At 73.8% G+C, this 18471-nt stretch carries 18 protein-coding genes; 6 read left to right on the top strand and 12 right to left on the bottom strand.

All coding sequences use genetic code 11. From position 1 onward, the window contains the following. The 12 genes from F8274_RS14115 to F8274_RS14170 form a co-directional block, all read right to left on the bottom strand. Positions 1–1187, bottom strand: a 1187-nt coding sequence (locus tag F8274_RS14115; protein ID WP_151462769.1) for a sensor histidine kinase, incomplete at its 3' end; no start/stop codon positions are given. Between the two features lie 9 nt (positions 1188–1196). Continuing rightward, positions 1197–1436 carry a hypothetical protein gene (locus tag F8274_RS14120; RefSeq protein WP_151462771.1) on the bottom strand — a complete coding sequence of 80 codons (240 nt, stop codon included), beginning with the start codon at positions 1434–1436 and terminating at the stop codon, positions 1197–1199. After that, the gene (locus tag F8274_RS14125) at positions 1433–2365 is read right to left on the bottom strand and encodes a hypothetical protein (protein WP_151462772.1); all 933 of its coding nucleotides are present in this window, start codon (positions 2363–2365) and stop codon (positions 1433–1435) included. Before F8274_RS14125 ends, F8274_RS14120 begins: the two co-directional genes overlap by 4 nt. 165 nt (positions 2366–2530) lie before the next feature. Beyond that, positions 2531–2932 carry a VOC family protein gene (locus F8274_RS14130; protein ID WP_151462773.1) on the bottom strand — a complete coding sequence of 134 codons (402 nt, stop codon included), beginning with the start codon at positions 2930–2932 and terminating at the stop codon, positions 2531–2533. A 15-nt stretch (positions 2933–2947) separates the two neighbouring features. Next, positions 2948–4135, bottom strand: coding sequence for a DNA polymerase IV (gene dinB, locus F8274_RS14135; RefSeq protein WP_151462774.1), 1188 nt, complete (start codon positions 4133–4135; stop codon positions 2948–2950). Between the two features lie 38 nt (positions 4136–4173). Next, the gene (locus F8274_RS14140) at positions 4174–5091 is read right to left on the bottom strand and encodes an NADP-dependent oxidoreductase (RefSeq protein WP_151462775.1); all 918 of its coding nucleotides are present in this window, start codon (positions 5089–5091) and stop codon (positions 4174–4176) included. A 97-nt stretch (positions 5092–5188) separates the two neighbouring features. Beyond that, a complete protein-coding gene (locus F8274_RS14145) occupies positions 5189–5683 on the bottom strand; it encodes a DUF2231 domain-containing protein (protein WP_151462777.1) in 495 nt (164 codons plus the stop codon). Between the two features lie 88 nt (positions 5684–5771). Then, complete coding sequence (locus F8274_RS14150; RefSeq protein WP_151462778.1) at positions 5772–6515, bottom strand: ABC transporter permease; 744 nt, start codon at positions 6513–6515, stop codon at positions 5772–5774. Between the two features lie 61 nt (positions 6516–6576). Continuing rightward, positions 6577–9771: a penicillin acylase family protein gene (locus tag F8274_RS14155; protein WP_151462779.1), complete on the bottom strand. Its 3195-nt coding sequence runs from the start codon at positions 9769–9771 to the stop codon at positions 6577–6579. A gap of 196 nt (positions 9772–9967) precedes the next feature. Next, the gene (locus F8274_RS14160) at positions 9968–11053 is read right to left on the bottom strand and encodes an endonuclease/exonuclease/phosphatase family protein (RefSeq protein WP_151462780.1); all 1086 of its coding nucleotides are present in this window, start codon (positions 11051–11053) and stop codon (positions 9968–9970) included. 97 nt (positions 11054–11150) lie between these two features. Then, a complete protein-coding gene (locus F8274_RS14165) occupies positions 11151–11564 on the bottom strand; it encodes a VOC family protein (RefSeq protein WP_151462781.1) in 414 nt (137 codons plus the stop codon). A gap of 154 nt (positions 11565–11718) precedes the next feature. After that, positions 11719–12852 (bottom strand): N-acetylmuramoyl-L-alanine amidase, encoded by a 1134-nt coding sequence (locus tag F8274_RS14170; RefSeq protein WP_151462783.1) that lies wholly within the window; start codon positions 12850–12852, stop codon positions 11719–11721. Positions 12853–13074: 222 nt separating this feature from the next. On the opposite strand from F8274_RS14170, the gene F8274_RS14175 reads away from it, so the two are divergent. The 6 genes from F8274_RS14175 to F8274_RS14200 all read left to right on the top strand — a co-directional run bounded on the left by F8274_RS14175 (position 13075) and on the right by F8274_RS14200 (position 18471). Next, a complete protein-coding gene (locus F8274_RS14175; RefSeq protein WP_225853788.1) occupies positions 13075–13521 on the top strand; it encodes a thioredoxin family protein in 447 nt (148 codons plus the stop codon). A 115-nt stretch (positions 13522–13636) separates the two neighbouring features. Then, positions 13637–14077 (top strand): DUF4395 domain-containing protein, encoded by a 441-nt coding sequence (locus F8274_RS14180; protein ID WP_151462784.1) that lies wholly within the window; start codon positions 13637–13639, stop codon positions 14075–14077. Between the two features lie 199 nt (positions 14078–14276). Beyond that, a complete protein-coding gene (locus F8274_RS14185; protein WP_151462786.1) occupies positions 14277–15368 on the top strand; it encodes a LacI family DNA-binding transcriptional regulator in 1092 nt (363 codons plus the stop codon). Beyond that, entirely contained in the window at positions 15365–16297 is a 933-nt protein-coding gene (locus F8274_RS14190; RefSeq protein WP_151462787.1) for a carbohydrate ABC transporter permease, read from the top strand. The genes F8274_RS14185 and F8274_RS14190 overlap by 4 nt, the downstream gene beginning before the upstream one ends. Position 16298: 1 nt before the next feature. Next, entirely contained in the window at positions 16299–17138 is an 840-nt protein-coding gene (locus F8274_RS14195) for a carbohydrate ABC transporter permease (protein ID WP_151462788.1), read from the top strand. Positions 17139–17175: 37 nt separating this feature from the next. Next, a complete protein-coding gene (locus F8274_RS14200; RefSeq protein ID WP_151462789.1) occupies positions 17176–18471 on the top strand; it encodes an ABC transporter substrate-binding protein in 1296 nt (431 codons plus the stop codon).

Raw genomic sequence — 18471 nt, forward strand, 5'->3', positions numbered from 1 at the left:
CGGGGCGGCCCGTCCGCTGCGGGTGCCCCGGCCGGCAGCACGGTGCGGACCCGCCAGCCGGCGCCGGTGGGGCCGGCTTCCAGCCGCCCGCCGAGCACCTCGACCCGTTCCCGCATCCCGATGAGGCCGTGCCCGCCGCCGGCCGGCGCCGCGGCGGGCGCCGGCCCCCGCCCGTCGTCGGACACCTCCCAGTGGACGGCCCCGTCGACCACCGCCACGGTGAGCCGGGCCCGTGCGGCCGTGCCGGCGTGCTTGGCCACGTTGGTCAGTGCCTCCTGGGTCAGGCGCAGGACCGCCTGGCCCCGCACGGCGTCCAGCGCACCGACCGCCGGGTCGACGTCGGCCTCCACGGTGACGCCCGCCTGGCGGGCCCGGTCCACCGCCGCGTCCAGCGCCGCCGGGACCGCCGAGGGCTCGATCGCGGTCAGCGCGGCGTCGCGTACCCCGTCGGGCTCGCGCAGGACCGCCACCAGGCGGCGCAGGTCGTTCAGCGCCGCCGACCCGGTGCCGTGCACGTCGTCGAACACCTCGCCCACCCGCGGGTCCAGGTCCGGCAGCACGTGCCGGGCCACGCCCACCCGCAGCACCATCGACGCGACGTGGTGCGCCACCACGTCGTGCAGTTCCCGGGCGATGGCACTGCGTTCGTCGGCGCGAGCGGCCCGGCTCTCCGACTCCCGCCGCCGTTGCTCGGCGGCGGCCCGCTCCTCGGCCTGCCGGGCCAGCTCCCGGGTGGTGCGGATGACCAGGCCGAGCAGCAGCGGCATGCCGACCTCGACGGTCAGCCCGAAGACGCCGGACAGCAGCCGAGGCACCGGGTCACCGATCGAATCGGTCAGGTCGACGGCGACCAGCAGCCCGGCGGCCAGCCAGATGGTGCGGGACCGCTCGGCCCGCATGGTCAGCTCCAGCAGCGCCCAGCTGGCGCCGACCTGGTTGATCGTCGTGTCGTCGACCAGCGCGAACGCGACCGCCAGCAGCGCGGCCTGCGCCACGAGGTTCACCAGCGGCCGGCGGTGGAACAGCAGCGCGGCGGCGAACGCGACCAGCGCCAGCGCCCACTGCGTGGTCGTCGGCGCGTGGTGGCCCTGCGCGCCGAACACCAGGTAGCCGAGCCCGCTGAGGTCCAGCAGCAGCATCCGCGCGAGGGTGTCCCTCGCGTCGAAGAGGCGACCCACCCAGCCCACGATGCCAGCCTAGGCGGTGCGGCCGGCAGCCGGGGTGACGGCCGGCCGGCCCCGGCCGGGAGGCGGGGTGCCGGCCGGCCGGCCCCACCCGGCGCGCAGTCCCAGGTGGACGGCCAGGCCGAGCGGTCCGAGCAGGATGGTCAGGACCAGCACCGGCGCCGTGAGCAGCGCCGGCATGCCGCGCAGGATCATCAGCGCCCAGAACGGCGCGGCGACCGCGAACGTCAGGGTGAACAGCGTCCCGGTCACGCGGCCACCACCACGTCCGGGCGGCGCTGCCCGCGGACCAGGACCGCACCGGCGGCGGTCGCCGTCACGGCCACCAGGGCCGCCGCGACGGCCAGAGTGAGCGCGTCCGGGCGCAGCAGCGGCTGGCCGCGCAGCGCCTGCCAGGTGAGCAGCAGCGTGGCCGCGCCGTACGCCGCGCCGGCGACGAGCACCAGGCGGGCCCGGGTCGGCTCGTCCAGCCGGGCGGCCAGGAAGCGGTTGAGTAGCAGAGCCAGCAGCGGCAGCGCCTGGAGGGCGTGCAGCCCGACGAAGTGCCCGATCCGCAGGTCACCGCCGGTGGTGCTCCAGCCGACCAGGGGCAGCCCCGGCCCGCCGTCCGCCACGCCGACGCTGTGCGCCCCGCTGATCTCCTCGGCCGTGGAATCGGGCGTGCGGGTCACCATCGGGACGGCGACCAGCATGCCGAGCAGGGACAGGCCGAGGCCCAGCCGGACGGCATAGCCGGCGACCCGGTCCGCCGCGCGTCCGATCAGCGCCACGATCCCGATCACCAACTGGGCGACGAAGAGCACCATGATCGCCGCGCCCATGGCCGAGAACAGCGCGGCGTTCAGCGGGGAGGTGCCGTTGAAGTGGCTGGTGGTGCCGCGCAGCACCTGCGTGACGATGATCGCCATCTCCACCACGGCCATCGCGACGATCAGGGTGGCCGCCCACTCGGCGACCCGGCTGCGGCGCGGCAGCAGGGTGAGCATCCAGGCGAGGGTGGTCCCGTAGAGCACGAACGAGATGGCGAACTTCAGCGGCTTGAGCCAGATCGGCGCGCCGGTGAGCACCCGCGGGTCGGCCAGAACGCCGACGGCCGCGACGACGGTGAGCGCCACCATCGCCGCGACGAAGAGCATGAGGGGGCGGTGCCAGCGGGCCGCCCGGTTCAGCACGGTAGTCATGCCTGTAGATGCTCGTGGGCCGGCGATCCGGTCGCGCCCGACCGGAGGCCCCGATGCCGGCCACAGGTACGGAACCGGTCTCCTACCCAGGGAGGAGGCGGCGCGCGAACAGGCGCACCTGTCCGTCGGCGTTGCGGACGGCGAGGGTGTCCGCCCTCCGCGCGCTCACGTGGCGTCGGCGGGCAGGTGCTGGACGAGTTGGACCGGGTTGCCGTCCGGGTCGGCCGTCCAGGCGATGAGCAGCCGGTCCAGCCAGACGTGCGGGGCGGCGAGCGCCGGCGCGCCCGCGGCGGTCAGCGTCGCGTACGCGGCCGCGGTGTCGTCGGTCCACAGGATCACGGCGGCGCGCTGCCCGCTGGGCACCGGGTCGAGCCCGTGGTCGTCGCGGGTGGACGCCACCGAGGCGATGCCGATCCGGTAGCCGTCCAGCATCAGGTCGACGTGGATCGGGGTGCCCTCGGTGGGCACCCGGAAGGTCTCGGTGAAGCCCAGCCCGGCGTAGAAGGCGGCGGCCCGGGGCACGTCCTCGCTGAACAGGATCACCTGCGGGGTGCGGAACAGGGACATCGGTGGACCGTACCGTCAGTCGGGCAGCATGGGCATCTCGAAACCGGGCTCGCGGCCGAGCAGCACCCCGCGGGTCAGCGCGCGGGACCCGAACCGGTCCCGCACCGCGTCGACGGCGGCGTCCAGCGCCGGCCCCGGGTCGCGGGTGAACGGCAGGGTGAGCTGCACGTGCCCGTCGTCCAGGTTGCCGACGGCGACGCCGATGAGGGTGACGCCACGGGTCTCGATCTCCGGCAGCGCGGCCCGGAGCAGCGACCGGGCGGTGGCCCGCAGCGGCCCGGTCTGCGCGGTCGGCTTGTCCAGCGTGTGCGCGCGGGTGGCCCGGGTGTAGTCGGCGAAGCGCAGCCGCAGGGTCACCGTGCGGCCGGTGCGGCGGGCCGCCCGCATCCGGCCGGTGACCCGGTCGACCAGCCCGGCCAGCACGGCGTCCAGCTCGGCGGGGGAGTGCGGCTCGCGGCCCAGCGCGTGCTGCGCGCCCATCGAGGAGCGCCGCCGGCCGACCTGCACGGCGCGCGGGTCGCGGTTGTGGGCGAGGGCGTGCAGGTGGCGGCCGGCGCCCGCGCCGAGCAGCGACACCAGGGTCGGCTCGTCGAGACGGGCCACCTGCCCGACGGTGCGCAGGCCCCGCTCGCGCAGTTTCGCGGCGGTGACCGGGCCGACGCCCCAGAGCCGTTCCACCGGCAGCGGGTGCAGGAAGGCCAGCTCGCCCTCGGGTGCGACGACCAGCAGCCCGTCCGGCTTGGCCACCCCACTGGCCACCTTGGCGAGGAACTTGGTGCGGGCCACTCCCACGGTGATCGGCAGGCCGACCTGCCGGCGTACCTCCCGGCGCAGCTCGGCGGCGATCCCGGCGGGTGGGCCGACCAGCCGGCGCAGCCCGCCCACGTCGAGGAACGCCTCGTCGATGCTGAGCCCCTCGACCAGCGGGGTGGTGCGCCGGAAGACCTCGAACACCGCCCGGCTGGCCGCCGTGTAGGCCGCCATCCGGGGCGGCACCACGACGGCGTCGGGGCAGAGCCGCCGGGCCTGCCGGCCGCCCATGGCGCTGCGCACCCCCCGCGCCTTGGCCTCGTAGCTGGCGGCGAGGACCACGCCACCGCCGACGATCACCGGCCGGCCGCGCAGCCGGGGGTCGTCACGCTGCTCGACGGAGGCGTAGAACGCGTCCAGGTCGGCGTGCAGGATGGTGGCCTCGCTCGACACCAGGACATGTTCGCACAGATGTTCGAACGGCGGGCCGGTCAGGGCATGCTGATCGCCAGCTTGCCCAGGGCGCCGCCGAACTCGGTCAGGGCCCGGGGCACCTCGTCCAGCTCGTAGCGGCGGTCGACCGGCACCCGGACGCGACCGGCCAGCACGTCGTCGGCGAGCCGGTCGAGCGTCCCGCGCTCCGGCTTGCCGAGGATCGAGACGGCCGCCGGGTGCTGGTCGGGGCCGAAGCCGATGGTGGAGGCCAACCGCCCACCGGCGGCGAGCAGCCCCGCGAGCGGCGCGCCCTCGCCGGCCAGGTGCACCACCGCCGCGACGCCGTCCGGGGCGAGCGCCCGCACCTGCCCGGTCAGGTCGCCGGTGTAGTCGACCACCTCGGCTGCGCCCAGGTCCCGGATGAAGTCGGTGGCGGGCCCGGGGCGGGCGGTGGCGACGACCCGGGCGCCCGCGAGCCGGGCGTACTGCACGGCCAGTGCGCCCACGCCGCCGGTCGCCCCGGCCACCAGCACCGTGTCGCCGGGCCGGACGGCCAGCGCGTCGAGCGTGTCGAGGGCGGTGGCGCCGGCCAGCCCGAGCACGCCCGCCGTGGCCAGCTCGATGCCGTCGGGTACGCGGGAGATTCCGTCCGGACCGCCGGCCGTCACGTACTCGGCCCACGTGCCGTCGCCCAGGTAGGAGCGCATGAGCACCCCGAACACCGGGTCGCCGACCCGGAACTCGCTGGTGCCGCCGATCGCCTCGACCTCGCCGGCGAAGTCCTTGCCGAGCACCACCGGGTACCGGTAGTCCATCGCGCCCCGCATCGCCCCGTCCGCCGCCTTGCGGTCGAAGGCGTTGACCGAGGACGCCCGCACCCGGACCAGCAGCTCGTCCGGGCCGGGACTGGGCCGGGCCAAATCGTCCCGGGCGGTCGGCGCCGCCCCGTCCCGGTCGAGAGTGATCGCCCGCATCCGCTCGTCCCTTCTCCCGCGCCCGGCGGCGCCCGTCGGCCGCCCGGGCCGGCGGGTTCCCGGCGCGGCAGCGGCTACACCCGGCCCGCGGGGCGGGTCAGGCGCCGCGGGCGCGCGGCCGGTGGGAGAGCGAACTCGGCGCGTTCAGGCCGGCCTCGTCGCTCACGCTCATCCCCAGCCGCTCGACCAGTTCGCCGCCCAGCCAGCCGGTGAACCCGGCCAGCACGATGCCGGCGAAGCTGCAGACCAGCGCACCGGCGTTCGGCTCCCAGTTGTCCGCGCCCCGGCGCAGTAGCCAGCTCACCGCGAACAGCACCACGACGACCACGTTGCCGAGGCCGTGCGTCGCGCCGACCCGCTTGGCGCGGGTGCCGGCCGGGATGGCCCGCCAGTCGATCAGGCCGAACACCGCCGCGACCAGCCCGCCGATCACGCCGGCGGCGATGGTGTACGCGGCGGACACCTGAAAGCCCGTCCGGTCGGTGATCAGGTACAGGATGTCGAAGATCACCGAGGTGGCGAGCAGTCCGAGCGGGAACACGATCAGGATGGGGTGGATCGCGTGCCCCATCGACTTCGCGCGACTCTCCATGCCGGTCCTTCCTTCTCGGCCCCAGGCGCGGCCGGTTTCCCCGTCCGGTGCCGGCTACACCTGGCCGTCCGGGGTGGTCCGCCCACCGTCAGGGCTCGGTGCGGGCGCGGTCCCGGACCAGCAGTTCGACGGCCACCGCGATGGCCACCGCCTCCACGGCCAGCAGGGTGAGCAGGATCAGCAGCTGGGTGGCCCCGGCGCGGACCGGCCCGGCGCCGCCGAGCAGCACCCCGACGAACGCGCCGGGCAGGGTGACCAGCCCGACCGTGCGGGTCTGGTCGAGCGCCGGGACGAGGGCCTGCCCGGCGGCCGGGCGGCAGATCTCCAGCGCGGCGTCGCGGGGGAGCAGCCCCAGGGCGAGCCCGGCCTCGTACTCGCCGTGCCGGGTGCGCAGCTCGTCGAGGGTGCGCCGGCCCGCCAGGCTGGTCGCGGTCATCGCCCCGCCGATCAGGATGCCGGCGGTGGGCAGCACCACCAGCGGGGTCGCCGGCAGGGCCCGGCTCGCCAGCAGCACGGCCAGGCTGGGCGCCACCCCGGCCGCGATGGCCAGCGGCGCGACCCGGGCGGGCCCCGCGCCGATCCGCCGCCGGGCGGTGAGCGCGGCGACGACGTACATGAGCAGCACGAACGCGGCCGTGCTCCACCAGGCGCGGAGCACCGCGACGATGACCACGGAGACCGCGCCGAGCTGGACGGTGGCCCGGGCCGCCGCGGTGAGCACGGTCCGGGCCCGGCCGAGCCCGGTGAGCCGCAGCACGGCGGCGCCGGCCAGGGTGAGCGCGGTGAGCGCGACGACCAGAGCCGGGCCGATCGGTACGGTGCCGCCGCTCATCCCATGATCGTATGCCGGTGGCCGGCCGGCGGGTGCGGTCCCGCCGGCCGGCCGTCCGGTGTCATCGACCGTAGACCTCGAACTCGTAGAGGGAGAAGCCGTACGAGGTGGCCCGCTTGACCCCGTACACCCGCACGTAGCGGGCGGTGACCGGGGCGAGGGTCACGTTGTCCGTCCCGCCGTTGCCGGCGGTGGTGCTGAACACCGGCTGCCAGGTGCCGCCGTCCGCGGACACCTCAATCCGGTACGCGCTGCCGTAGGCGGCCTCCCAGCGCAGCACCACCCGGCCCACGGTGCGGGCCGAGCCCAGGTCGACCCGGATCCACTGGTTGTCGTTGTAGCTGCTGGCCCAGCGGCTGCCCAGGCTGCCGTCGACGGCCTTGTCCGGCGTGTGGCTGGTGAGGAACTGGGTGCTCGACGCGGTCGCGGCGCGCCCCTGGGCCAGGTTGGTGACGTCGTCGCCGCGGCGCGCCGGGAACGAGACGACCTGCTGGTACGTGGGCCGGTTCTGCCAGGCGATCACCGGGTGGGTGATGCCCCCGAGACCGGACTGCGCGATGGCGTCGGCGCACCACTGGTCACCCGCCCCGCACGACTTGTCGCCCGGGTAGACCGTGGCGGCCGGCACGGCGGCGGCCTGCGCGAGGGTGTCGAGCAGGCTCTGCCGGCAGGCCCCGAGGTTGCCGTTGCCGCAGTACGACCGGCCCAGCCCGCCGGCCACCGGGTCCCCGAGCACGGTGCGGATGTCCTTGTCGACGTAACCCCACCAGCCGTACTGGAAGGAGGAGCCCTTGTGCGGCTGCCCTTGCAGTGCCCACACGGCGCTGCCGTCGCGGCCGCCGTTCTGGCCGCCCGACGGCGCCTCGTTGACCTCGATGGCGTCGACCAGCGCGGCGTAGAGGTCGGGGCCGAGGCCGGGCCGGAACTCCGCGGCGGCCAGCAGCGGCCACCAGGCGTCGAAGATCCGGATGGCGTCGGCGTGCTGGTAGACCTTCGAGCCGGGGGCGGTCTCCACCCGGCGGGCGCCGGCCTGCTGCCAAGCCCGCAGCTTGCTCACCGCGTCGGCCAGCGCCGGGTCGGTGACCGGCGCGCTGCCGAGCACCCGGAGCAGGTCGCCGAGTACCTGCTGGCCCCGCAGGTCGGTGACCGCGGCGTCGGCCATGATCCGCACGACGTCGGCCCGGCCCAGCTTGCGCTGCGCGATCGCGGCGCGCACCGGTCCGTCCAGGAGCTGGGCCCGGTGCACCGCGCCGAAGCTGAAGTTGCCGTCGGCGGCGCCGAAGTCCCGGGCCTGCTTGTTGTTCCAGCTGACGTAGTAGTCCTGGTTCACCGACTGCGGATGGGCGGCGGCCGGCGTGTAGGTGGCGGTGTTGGTGTCCGCGTTCCAGCCGACCCACTCGTGAGCCGCCTCGGCGCGGGTGGGCAGGTTGGGGTCGGCCGTGGACGGCCGGACCGGGTTGGATCCGGAGTTGAAGTAGGCCGCCTCGGTCGAGTTGACGTAGAACCAGTTGAACGCGTAGCCGACGTTCGCGGCGGACTGCTGGAACGCAGCCGCCGAGCCCATCGCGGCCGGGTCGTTGTACGCCTGGAAGCCGATCGCCGAGTCGGCCTCGTGCCGGTAGGTCGAGCGCAGCTTGGTGAACGCGGTGGGCTGCCCGTTCACCAGCCCTCGGTAGGCGACCAGCCCGTACCTCGTGCGCAGCGCGCGCAGGGTGTAGGAGCCGGCCGGGGTGGAGTCGGCCAGCGTGGGCGACCAGGAGTTACGGTGTTCGATGACCTCCATGGCCACGCACTGCCCGTGCCACAGGTAGCGGGTCGACGCGAGCGTCGGGGCGCTGCCGTCGGTGGTGCACAGCGGCACCGCGTACGTGTCGGTGAGGTCCTGGCTGGCGGAGGTGGCGCTCCACGCGTAGTCCTGGCCCCGGCCGAGCAGCACGTACAGGTTCAGCCCGGCGAAGGCGGCGCCCCGGGCGCTGACCCCCGGCCCCTGGAGTTCCTGGAGCATGAGCAGTTGCGGCGCGAAGTAGCCGGTCTGCGGGCCGAACACGGCGACCGGGTTGCCGGTGGTGGTGTGCCGGCCGGAGACCACCACGGCGTTGGACATGCCGTGCGACCGCAGCCCGGCGAGGCCGCTGAGCAGCCCCTGGGTGCTGGCGCTGCCGGTGCCGGCCCGGGCGGCCGCGGCCCCGCCGGTCTGGTCGTAGGCGAGCGGCTCGGCGACGACGCTGCCGGCGTCGGGGAGCACGGCGCCGGTCGCGCCGGCCGGGGTGGCGCCGTACGGGAAGCTCTGTCCGTCGTGGAGGGTGAGCACGGTCTCCGGGTCGTTCTGGGACCGGAACGCCTGCCAGAGCCGGTCGCCCTCGGCGGCGCCGAACTTCGCCCGGGCGGCCACCCGGACCAGGGCGGACTGGATCTCCGAGCCGCCGCCCCCGCCGAACAGGCCGCCGACGACGCCGGCCGTGGCGATCAGGTCGGTCATGGTGAAGTGCTTCGGTTTGCCGGCGCCGGCCAGCACGTACTCGCCCGGGTAGTTGTCGGCGCTGATGGACCGGTCGATGTAGGCGTTGACGCCGGCGATGTAGTCGGTGACGTCGTCGTAGAGCTGCTGGCCGCGGGCGCCCTTCTGGCGCAGCGCGTCGACCTGGGCCTGCAGGTCCGCCTCGGTGTAGGGCGAGTTGGCCCAGATGCTCTGCTCCAGCTCCCGGTTGCCCGGTGCGCCGCCGGCGAAGGAGGTGAGCGTGCCGCGGCCGGCGTGCCGCAGCAGGTCCATCACCCAGAGCCGGTCCTGGGCCCCGGCGTAGCCGGCGCCGAACATGGTGCCCGAGCGGGTGGTGCCGGTGACGTGCGGGACGCCGGTCGCCTTGTCGCGCACGATGGTGACGTCCGCGCGGGGCCGCACGGTGCTCTCCACCTGCGCGTCGGGCACGCCGAACGAGGCGTCGTTGTAGAACTGGACGATCTGCTCGTCGGTGAGCCCGGCGTAGCCGTAGACCAGGTTCGCGTACTCGTCGAGCTGGTCGCTGGAGTGCGCGGGGCGGGTGCCGAGCGCCTGGTGGGCGAGGATCGCGGCGAGGGTGGCGTTGCCGTTCTCGCCGGGCGGCAGGATGTCGGCGCACTGGCCGAGGCAGTAGTCGTCGGGGGCGAAGGTGGTGGCGGCGAGCGCCGGTGACGGTGGGACGACCGTCAGGGCGCTCGCCGCAGCGGTGAGGGTCGCGGCCAGGGCCGCGAGCCGGGCACGGGTGGTGGGACGGGGCATGGCGGATCCTCCGGATGTGCGGAGTCGGGCCGGGGCTGCGCCCGGCTACCGCTTGCCGACGTCTCGCCCTCCGTGCCCGGGCGTCACACCCGGAGGTGAGAGTGACTCATGTCTACCTCCCGGTAATGATTGATGGCGTTCCATGCCTTGGGATAGGTGGCGTTCACCAGGCGCGAATGTCGACGTTTCGCCACGATCACGGCAGCGCGAGCACGGCCTGGTGACCCAGGTGGTCCGACGCCCACCGGCCGGCGGGCGTCTGCCGCTCGGTGCCGAAGACCGCACTGGACACCGGCGTCACCGCGCCGCGGACCAGCACCATGTCGATCCGGTGCTCGACGTCGCCGGCCGGCTCGGTGAGGTCGTCGCCCAGCCCCGCGGTGTAGCCGGGATCGCCGGGGTGCAGGATCGGCCAGGTGTCGACCATCCCCCCGGCGACCAGGGCGAGGTACGCGAGCCGGTTGGTCGGGTCGGGCAGCTCGGGCCCGCTGTTCAGATCACCGAGGAGGATCAGCCGGCCGGGGACGCCCAGCGGGCCGCGCAGCAGCTCCTGCGCCTGCAGCAGGCGGACGCCGGGGTGGAACGCCTCCAGGTGGGTGTTGACGAACCGGAAGGCGCGGCTGCCCACCGTGGCGTCCACGGCCGTCCAGCCGCGGGTGCTCGTGGCGGTGCCGCCCGTGGCGGCGAGCGGGAACACCAGGTTGTTGACGAAGTTGGCCGACGAGGTGGCGTGCACCTTGATCCGGCCGCCGTGCCGCACCAGGATCACGTCCCGCATGGTCAGGCGGACGTCCCGCAGGTGCGGCGCCCCGGCCGGGGCCTCCAGGTCCGCCTCGTCCCGCACCACGACGACGTCGTACCGGTGGCCGGACCCGGCCAGCCGCGCCATCAGCAGTGCCAGGTAGTCGTAGCGGACCTCGGTGGCCGGGGCCGGGTCGCCGAGCGGCCCGGTGCGCCACAGCGCGACCTCCTGCAGGCCGACCAGGTCGGGTTTGCGCTCGCGGATCTCGTCGGAGATCAGGGCCGCCCGGGCCGGGAAGTCGACCAGGTCCACGTGGCTCAGCAGGGCGGCGTTCGCGGCCAGGAACGCCGGCAGGGTCGGCGCCCCGATCGACGGCGTGAGATCGCCGCCCAGGTAGAGGTTGCGGGTCAGCACCGAGACCTTGGGCCCGGCTTCGGCGTGTGCGGGCGGGGCGACGAGGCCCAGGCCGGCCACCGCGAGGGCGGCCGCGGTGGCCAGCCCGGCCAGGCGTCGGAGGTGTGCGCGAAGGCTGCCGTCCATGACTGTCGTCCTTCCCGGCGGGATGCGTTGACCGGCGCAGGCTAGCGCCGGTCACACCACCGTGGACACCGCCGTTCGGGTCACCTCCGCCCGGCGGTCAGGCCTGGGAACCGGCGATGTTGACCATCCAGTTGATGCCGAACCGGTCGACGCACATGCCGAACTCGTCGCCCCACATCTGCTTCTCCAGCGGGAGCGCGACCGTGCCGCCCTCGGCGAGCTGCTGCCAGTAGCCGCGTAGCTCGTCGGCGTCGTCGCCGCTGAGGCTGATCGAGATGTTGGTGCCGGGCTGGTATTCCATCTCCGGCGGCGTGTCCGAGGCCATCAGCGTGAAGCCGCGGTCGGTCTCCAACTGGGCGTGCATGACGTTGTCGGCCACCCCGGGATCCGGGTTGCCGAACTCGCCGAACGTGCTCAGCGTCAGGTTGCCGCCGAACACCTTCTGGTAGAACTCCATGGCCTGCCGCGCGTTGTCGCGGAAGCTGATGTAGGGATTGAGCCGAGACGCCATTGTGCGACCCTCCTTCGTCCGTGAACGAGGGCCATCGTCGCAGGCAGGTACGACAGTCACAACGACGCGTGACCGGTGAGTCGCAGCGGGTGCGACGGCAGCGGTGGAGGTGGCGCCGTTGCCACCTCCACCGCCTTTCCCCGCCGGTGCGCCGTCAGTTCTTCTGGAACGACTGACGCACCACACCGCCCACCAGGGCGCACCAGGTGGTGGTGCTGACCTTGCCGTTCGGCGCCAGTCCGTGCAGGCGCTGCAGGTCCTGGAGGGCCTTCTTGGTCGGGTGGTCGTACACGCCGGTGACCGACACGTCGGCGTAGCCCTTGAGGTTGAGCATGAACTGCACGGCCTGCACCGGGATGCCGGTGGCGTCCTTGTCCAGCTCCGGCGCGAGGGTCTCCCAGGTCGGCGCCGTGAGGGTGGCGTCGATGTCGACCGGGATCCCGTTGCGCGCCTGCCAGTCCGCCACGGCCGCCACGGTGGCGGCGTCGAACACGCCGGTGACCGGGACGGTGTAGCCGCGGAAGGTGAGCAGGTACTGCGCGACCTGCACCACCGGGCCGCCGACGAAGCGCCAGATGTCCGGCCAGCGGCGGGCCGGCACGTCGGACAGGTGGGTGCCGAGCGTGGCGAAGACCCGGCGGCGCAGCTCCGGGAACTCCCGGTAGAACATCGCGCCCGGGCACTGCGTCGCCCGGAAGTCCCAGTGGCCGAAGATGTCGTGGGCGTGCAGCCCGTACTGCCGGCAGATGGCGGTGCAGAGCTTCACCAGCGAGTCGAACAGCTCCTCGGGCGGCGTCTCGGTGACGTAGGTGCCCTCGTTCTCGATGCCGATGGCCCGGCCGTTCTCGCCGGGGCAGTGCGCCGAGATCATCTGCCGGTCGCCGGCCTGCAACCGTTCCAGGCTGCCGTGCCGGCCCTCCAGGACGTGGCCGCCCCGGCTGACCGTGAAGTGCTGCCCGGTGTCCGACCAGCGGTTGGTGTCCATGTGCAGGTCCTGGCAGTCGCGGGCGAGCTGCTTGGCGTGTTCCTCGGAGTAGTCCGTGCTGTTCGGGAACGCCATGTGGTGCACGATGATCTTGTTGGTCGCGATCGCGCTGATCGACAGCGGGTCCGCCGGCGGGCGGGCGCCCCACTCGTCGCAGCTGATGATCCAGTCGAGGTCCGCGCCCGGCGCGGCCTGCGCGGCGGCCGGGAAGGCGAGTTCGCTCCCGACGACCGCGACCGCGGCGGCGCCGAGGCCGGCCCGCAGCAGGGTACGACGGTCCAGCTCGGGGTGGTCGAAGTGCATGGCATCTCCTTGGTGACCCGACGGGTGGGCGGGCTTGTAAAGGAACTCCAACTGCTGCGCGCGAAGTGGAGAATATTGCCAGGATCGGCCGGTGCGCCAGAGGACAAATGCGACGACCGCCGATCGCCGGACCTTCTCTCCTACCGGGGGAGTAGGCGATCTCACGTCCGCTGGCTGGGACGGCGGGCTCTCCGCCGCCGGCCGTCGTGGCAGCCTGGAGCCGTGCAGCCACCCCGCCTGACCGGTGTCCTGGTGCTCGTCGCCGTGCTCGCGGCCGCCGGCGCCTTCGGCTGGTGGCGACGCCGCCGCGACGGCCGGCTGCGCGTCGTGGCCCCGGCCGGCGACGCGTCGCACCGGGCCGCGCTGGCCGCTCTCGGCGTCCGCCCCGGCACGGTCACCCTGGTCCAGTTCTCCGCACCGGTCTGCGCGCCCTGCCGGGCCGCCCGCCGGGTGCTCGAGGACGTCGCGGGGCGGGTCGACGGGGTCGCCCTGCTGGAGGTCGGCGTCGAGGAACACCTCGACCGGGCCCGCGAGCTGGACATCTGGCGCACGCCGACCGTGCTGCTCGTGGACGGCGCCGGCCGGATCGTCCGGCGGGCCGCCGGCGTGCCGGACCGGGCTGACCTGCTCGCCGCGCTCGCCCCGCTGACCCACGAGGTGCGGGCATGACCGGGGTGCGGCTGATCCGGCGGCGGGTCGTGGACCACGGGCGGCTCGCGGTGAGCCTCTGTGCGCCGGTCACCACCGCCCTGACCGACCCCCTCGCCGCCGAACGGAAGCCCCCATGCTGCTCGACCCTCGCGGACCGCGGTTCGCCGCCGCCCTCACCACCGTCGTCCTCGCCGTCGCCCTGGTCACCGGCTCCGGCTGGCTCGTGCTGGCCCAGGCCGTCGTCTTCGCGCTGACGGCCGCCCACCCGCGACTCGGCCCGTACGGGCTGGTCTTCCGTGCGGTGGTCGCGCCCCGGCTCGCCCCGCCGGTCGAGCTGGAGCCGTTCGCCCCGGTCCGCTTCGCCCAGCTCGTCGGTCTCGCCTTCGCCACGGTCGGCGCGGTCGGCTGGCTGGCCGGGCTGCCGCTGCTCGGGCTGGTCGCCACCGCCGCCGCGCTCGCCGCCGCCTTCCTCAACGCGGCGTTCGGGCTCTGCCTCGGCTGCGAGGGTTACCTGGCGCTCCGCCGCCTGACGGGCCGGCCTCTCGCCGCCCGGGTCCCGCTTCCCCCACGCTGACGCGACACCAGCTCGCCGATGTGGCGGGGTCCGGGGCCGCGGGATGCCGCCACTGCGGCGAGCTGGCGTGGGGGCCCGCGATCACGGGGACCCAGGTCAGCGCGGTTGGAAACGTTTTCGTAACGAGCCCTTGACCTGACCGTCGGGTCAGGCGCAAACTCCCGGAAACGTTTACAGCAAGCAGCTGGAGGTGCGGGGCGTGGGTCGTAAACGTTTACAGGAGTCGGCCGACGGCCGGCCCACCGTCCACACCGTCGCGGCCCGCGCCGGTGTCTCCATCGCCTCCGCCTCGCGCGTGCTCAACGGCGTCGGCGGCAGCCCGGAGACGATCCGCAAGGTGCGCGAGGCGGCGGCCGAGGTCGGCTACGTGCCCAACGCCATCGCCCGCTCGCTCCAGTCGCAGCGCACCGGCCTCGTGGCGCTCGCCGTCGAGGACATCGGCAACCCGGTGTACGTCGAGATGATGCGCGCCATCGAATCCGTGGTGGCCGCGTCCGGGCGGCAGCTCCTGGTGCACGCCACCGGCGGGCGGATCGACAACGAGACGGCGCTGCTGCGCCGGCTGGCCCACCGCTACGTCGACGGGATGATCGTCTCGCCGATCCGGGTCACCGACGACCACCTCGCCGCGCTGGTCGACAGCCCGGTCCCGGTGGTCGTGGTCGGGCAACTCGCCGCCGACGCGCCGGTGGACAACGTCCGCACCGACTCGCGTACCGGCGTGGGGTTGGCCGTCGACCACCTGGTCGCGGCCGGGCGGCGGCGGATCGGCTTCGTCAACGGCCCGCTCGACACCGTGCCCGGCACGGCCCGCGACGCCGGCTTCCGGGCCGCCCTCACCCGGCACGGCATCGCGCTCGACGAGCGCCTCGTCGAGGTCGGCGACTTCCGGTACGCGGCCGGCCGGGCCGCCACCGAACGCCTCCTCGCCCGCGCCCACCCCGACGCGCTGGTCTGCGCCAACGACCTGATCGCCGTCGGCGCGCTGCACGCCCTGCTCGCCGCCGGCCGGCGCGTCCCCGACGACGTGGCGCTGGTCGGCATGGACGACACCGAGCTGGCCCGGATGATGTTCCCGCAGCTCTCCAGCGTCTCCCTCGGCTCGGCCGAGCGCGGTCGCCGCGCCGCCGAACTGCTGCTCTCGCGCATCGCCGACTCGAGCCTGCCGCCGCGCCGCGAGCAGGTCGCCCCCAGCCTCGCCGTGCGCGCCTCCAGCGCCACGGCCCCGCTGACCGTTCCCGCGCCGGCCCCGCCGGCGCCCGCGCCGCGTACCCCGGAGGTGACGGCATGACCACGGTGGCCGACCGGCCCGACGTCGCCCGCGCCGACGGGCCCCGCAGGGCGAGGTCCCGCTCCGACCGGCTGGGCATCTACCTGCTGCTGCTCCCGTCCCTGCTGCCCATCGTGGTGCTGTCGGTCTTCCCGCTGGTGCGGGGCATCTACCTGGGCTTCACCGACGCCCGCGCCGGCCGCAACGTCGAGATCAGCTTCACCGGGCTGGCCAACTACCGGGAGCTGCTCGGCGACGAGCTGTTCTGGAACTCGTTCAAGATCGGCCTGCTCTGGGCGGTCGGGGTGACCGTGCTCCAGTTCGTGCTCGCCCTCGGCCTCGCGCTGCTGCTCAACCAGCAACTGCGCTTCCGCGGCCTGGCCCGGGTGCTGGCCGTGGTGCCGTGGGCGATGCCCCCGGTGGTGGTCGGCATCCTGTGGAAGCTGGTCTACCACCCGGACGCCGGCCTGCTGAACGAGTTCTTCCACCGGGTCGGCGCGGACGGACTGCGCACCAACTGGCTCGGCGACTTCAGCACGGCGCTGCCCGCGGTCATCCTCGTCGGCGTCTGGGCCGGCATGCCGCAGACCACCGTGGTGCTCCTCGCCGGCTTGCAGGGCGTGCCGCGCGAGCTGCACGAGGCCGCCGCCGTGGACGGCGCGAGCACCTGGCACCGGTTCCGCAACGTCACGCTGCCCGCCATCGCGCCGGTCGTCGTGGCCATCACCTCGCTGGACTTCATCTGGAACTTCAACTCGTTCGGCCTGGTCTACGTGCTCACCGCGGGCGGGCCCGGCGGCAAGACCATGCTGCCGATGCTCTTCGCCTACGAGGAGGCGTTCCGCTACGGCAACTACGGCTACGCCGCCGCCCTCGGCAACGTCATGGTCGTGATCATCGTGGCGCTGCTCGCGGTCTACCTGCGGCGCCGACTCCGGGAGGCGAACTGACATGTTCGGAAAGCCGAGCCGCACGGGGCGGACCCTCCAGTACGTCGCGCTGACCGGCTACCTGATCTTCCTCGGGTTCCCGCTGGTCTGGCTGCTGTCCACCGCGTTCAAGCCGCCGCGCGAACTGGTGAAGCTGCACCCCACGCTCATCCCCAGCAACCCCACCGTGCAGAACTTCGTGCAGGCCTTCACCGAGCAGCAGCTCGGCCGCGCCGCGCTGAACAGCCTCCAGGTGTCGCTCGCCTCGGCGGTGCTCACCGTGCTGGTCGCGCTGCCCGCCTCGTACGCCCTCGCGCGGTTCCGGACCAAACTCGGCACCGTCGCGCTGGGCTGGGTGCTGCTGTCGCAGCTCTTCCCGTTCGTGCTGCTGATCATCCCGATCTTCCTCATCCTGCGGCAGGTCGGGCTGGCCAACACCCACGCCGGGCTCGTGCTCATCTACGTGGTCTGGGCGCTGCCGTTCGCCCTGTGGATGCTGCAGGGCTTCGTCCGCAACATCCCGCGCGAGCTGGAGGAGGCGGCCAGCGTCGACGGCGCCAGCCGCCTGCAGGTGCTGCGCCGGGTCGTCTTCCCGCTGCTCGCGCCGGGCATCGTGGCGACCGCGCTGTTCTCCTTCATCTCCGCCTGGAACGAGTTCTTCTTCGCGCTGGTGCTGGTCAAGACGCCCGAGCTGGCGACCCTGCCGGTCGCCCTGGCCCGGTTCGTCGGCATCGAGGGCACCGCCCGTCTGGGTCCCCTGGCGGCCGGTTCGCTGCTGGCCACCCTGCCGAGCCTGATCTTCTTCGCGGTCATGCAACGTCGCCTCTCGTCCGGGTCGCTCGCCGGCGCGGTCAAGGGCTGACCACATCCCCCCAACCACCACCAAGGAGGAAACCCCCATGCTCCGTAGCAGGTTCCGCCGACTCGCCGCGGCCGCCGCGGTCGCGGTCGTCGGGCTCGGCGCCCTCACCGCGTGCGGTGACGGCGGCGGCGAGGACGAGAACTCGTCCGGCCCGGTCAAGCTGCGCTTCCTCAGCCTCGCCTGGCAGAAGGAGTCGCTCCAGGCCAACAAGGACCTGGTCGCCAAGTGGAACGCCGAGCACCCCGACATCCAGGTCGAGTACGTCCAGGGCGACTGGAACTCGATCCACGACCAGCTCGTCACCTCGTTCGAGGGCGGCGACGTGGCCGACGTCGTGCACTACGAGGCCTCGGCCATCGGCGAGTTCAGCAAGCAGGGCTACCTGGCCGACGTCTCCAAGCTGCTGAGTGACGACTTCAAGGGCCAGATCGACCCGGGCGTCTGGGACACCGCCACCTTCGACGGCAAGGTCACCGGCGTGCCGTTCCTGCTGGAGTCGCAGGTCGTCATCGCCAACAAGAAGCTGCTCGACGCCGCCGGGATCGCCGTCCCGCCCGCCGACGGCGGCTGGACCTGGGACGAGTTCCAGGCCAACGCCCAGAAGCTCACCAAGCCCGGCCAGTACGGCGCCGCGTGGGCGCTCAAGTCGCCCACCAACCGGGTGCTGAACCTGGCACTCAACTACGACGGCAAGTTCTTCTACGGCGACGGCGGCAAGACCGAGGTCAAGGTCGGCGACGCGGAGAAGGAGGTGCCGAAGCGGATCCACGACATGCTCTACACGAGCAGGTCGGCCTCCCCGGAGGCGCTGGGCATGAGCGGCGCGGACACCCTGCCCGGCTTCTTCGGCGGCAAGTACGCGATGCTCCCCGGCTCGGTCTCGCTGCGTCAGCAGATGGTCGAGCAGGCCCCGGCTGGCTTCGAGTGGGTGACCCTCCCGCCGATCAAGGGCCTCTCCGCCAAGCAGGCGGCCAACCCGCAGACCCTGTCCATCGCCGAGGACAGCAAGCACAAGAAGCAGGCCGCGCAGTTCCTGGAGTGGTTCCTCAACCCGACCAACATGGCCGCCCTGGCCAAGGGTGACTGGCTCGTGCCCACCGGCAAGCAGGCCAACCAGGAGCTGGTCAAGCTCACGAACGGCAAGCAGGGCTGGGACGTCGCCGCGGACAGCGCCGCCGACCTGACCGTCGCACCGTTCCAGAAGGCCGACGGCTACCCGGAGTGGAAGACCAAGTACGCCACCCCGGCCCTCCAGCAGTACTTCGCCAACAAGATCACCCTGGACCAGCTCGGCACGCAGCTGGTCGACGGTGGCAAGCAGGTTCTGAGGTAA

The organism is Micromonospora sp. AMSO31t, from assembly GCF_008868175.1.
Classification (GTDB): domain Bacteria; phylum Actinomycetota; class Actinomycetes; order Mycobacteriales; family Micromonosporaceae; genus Micromonospora.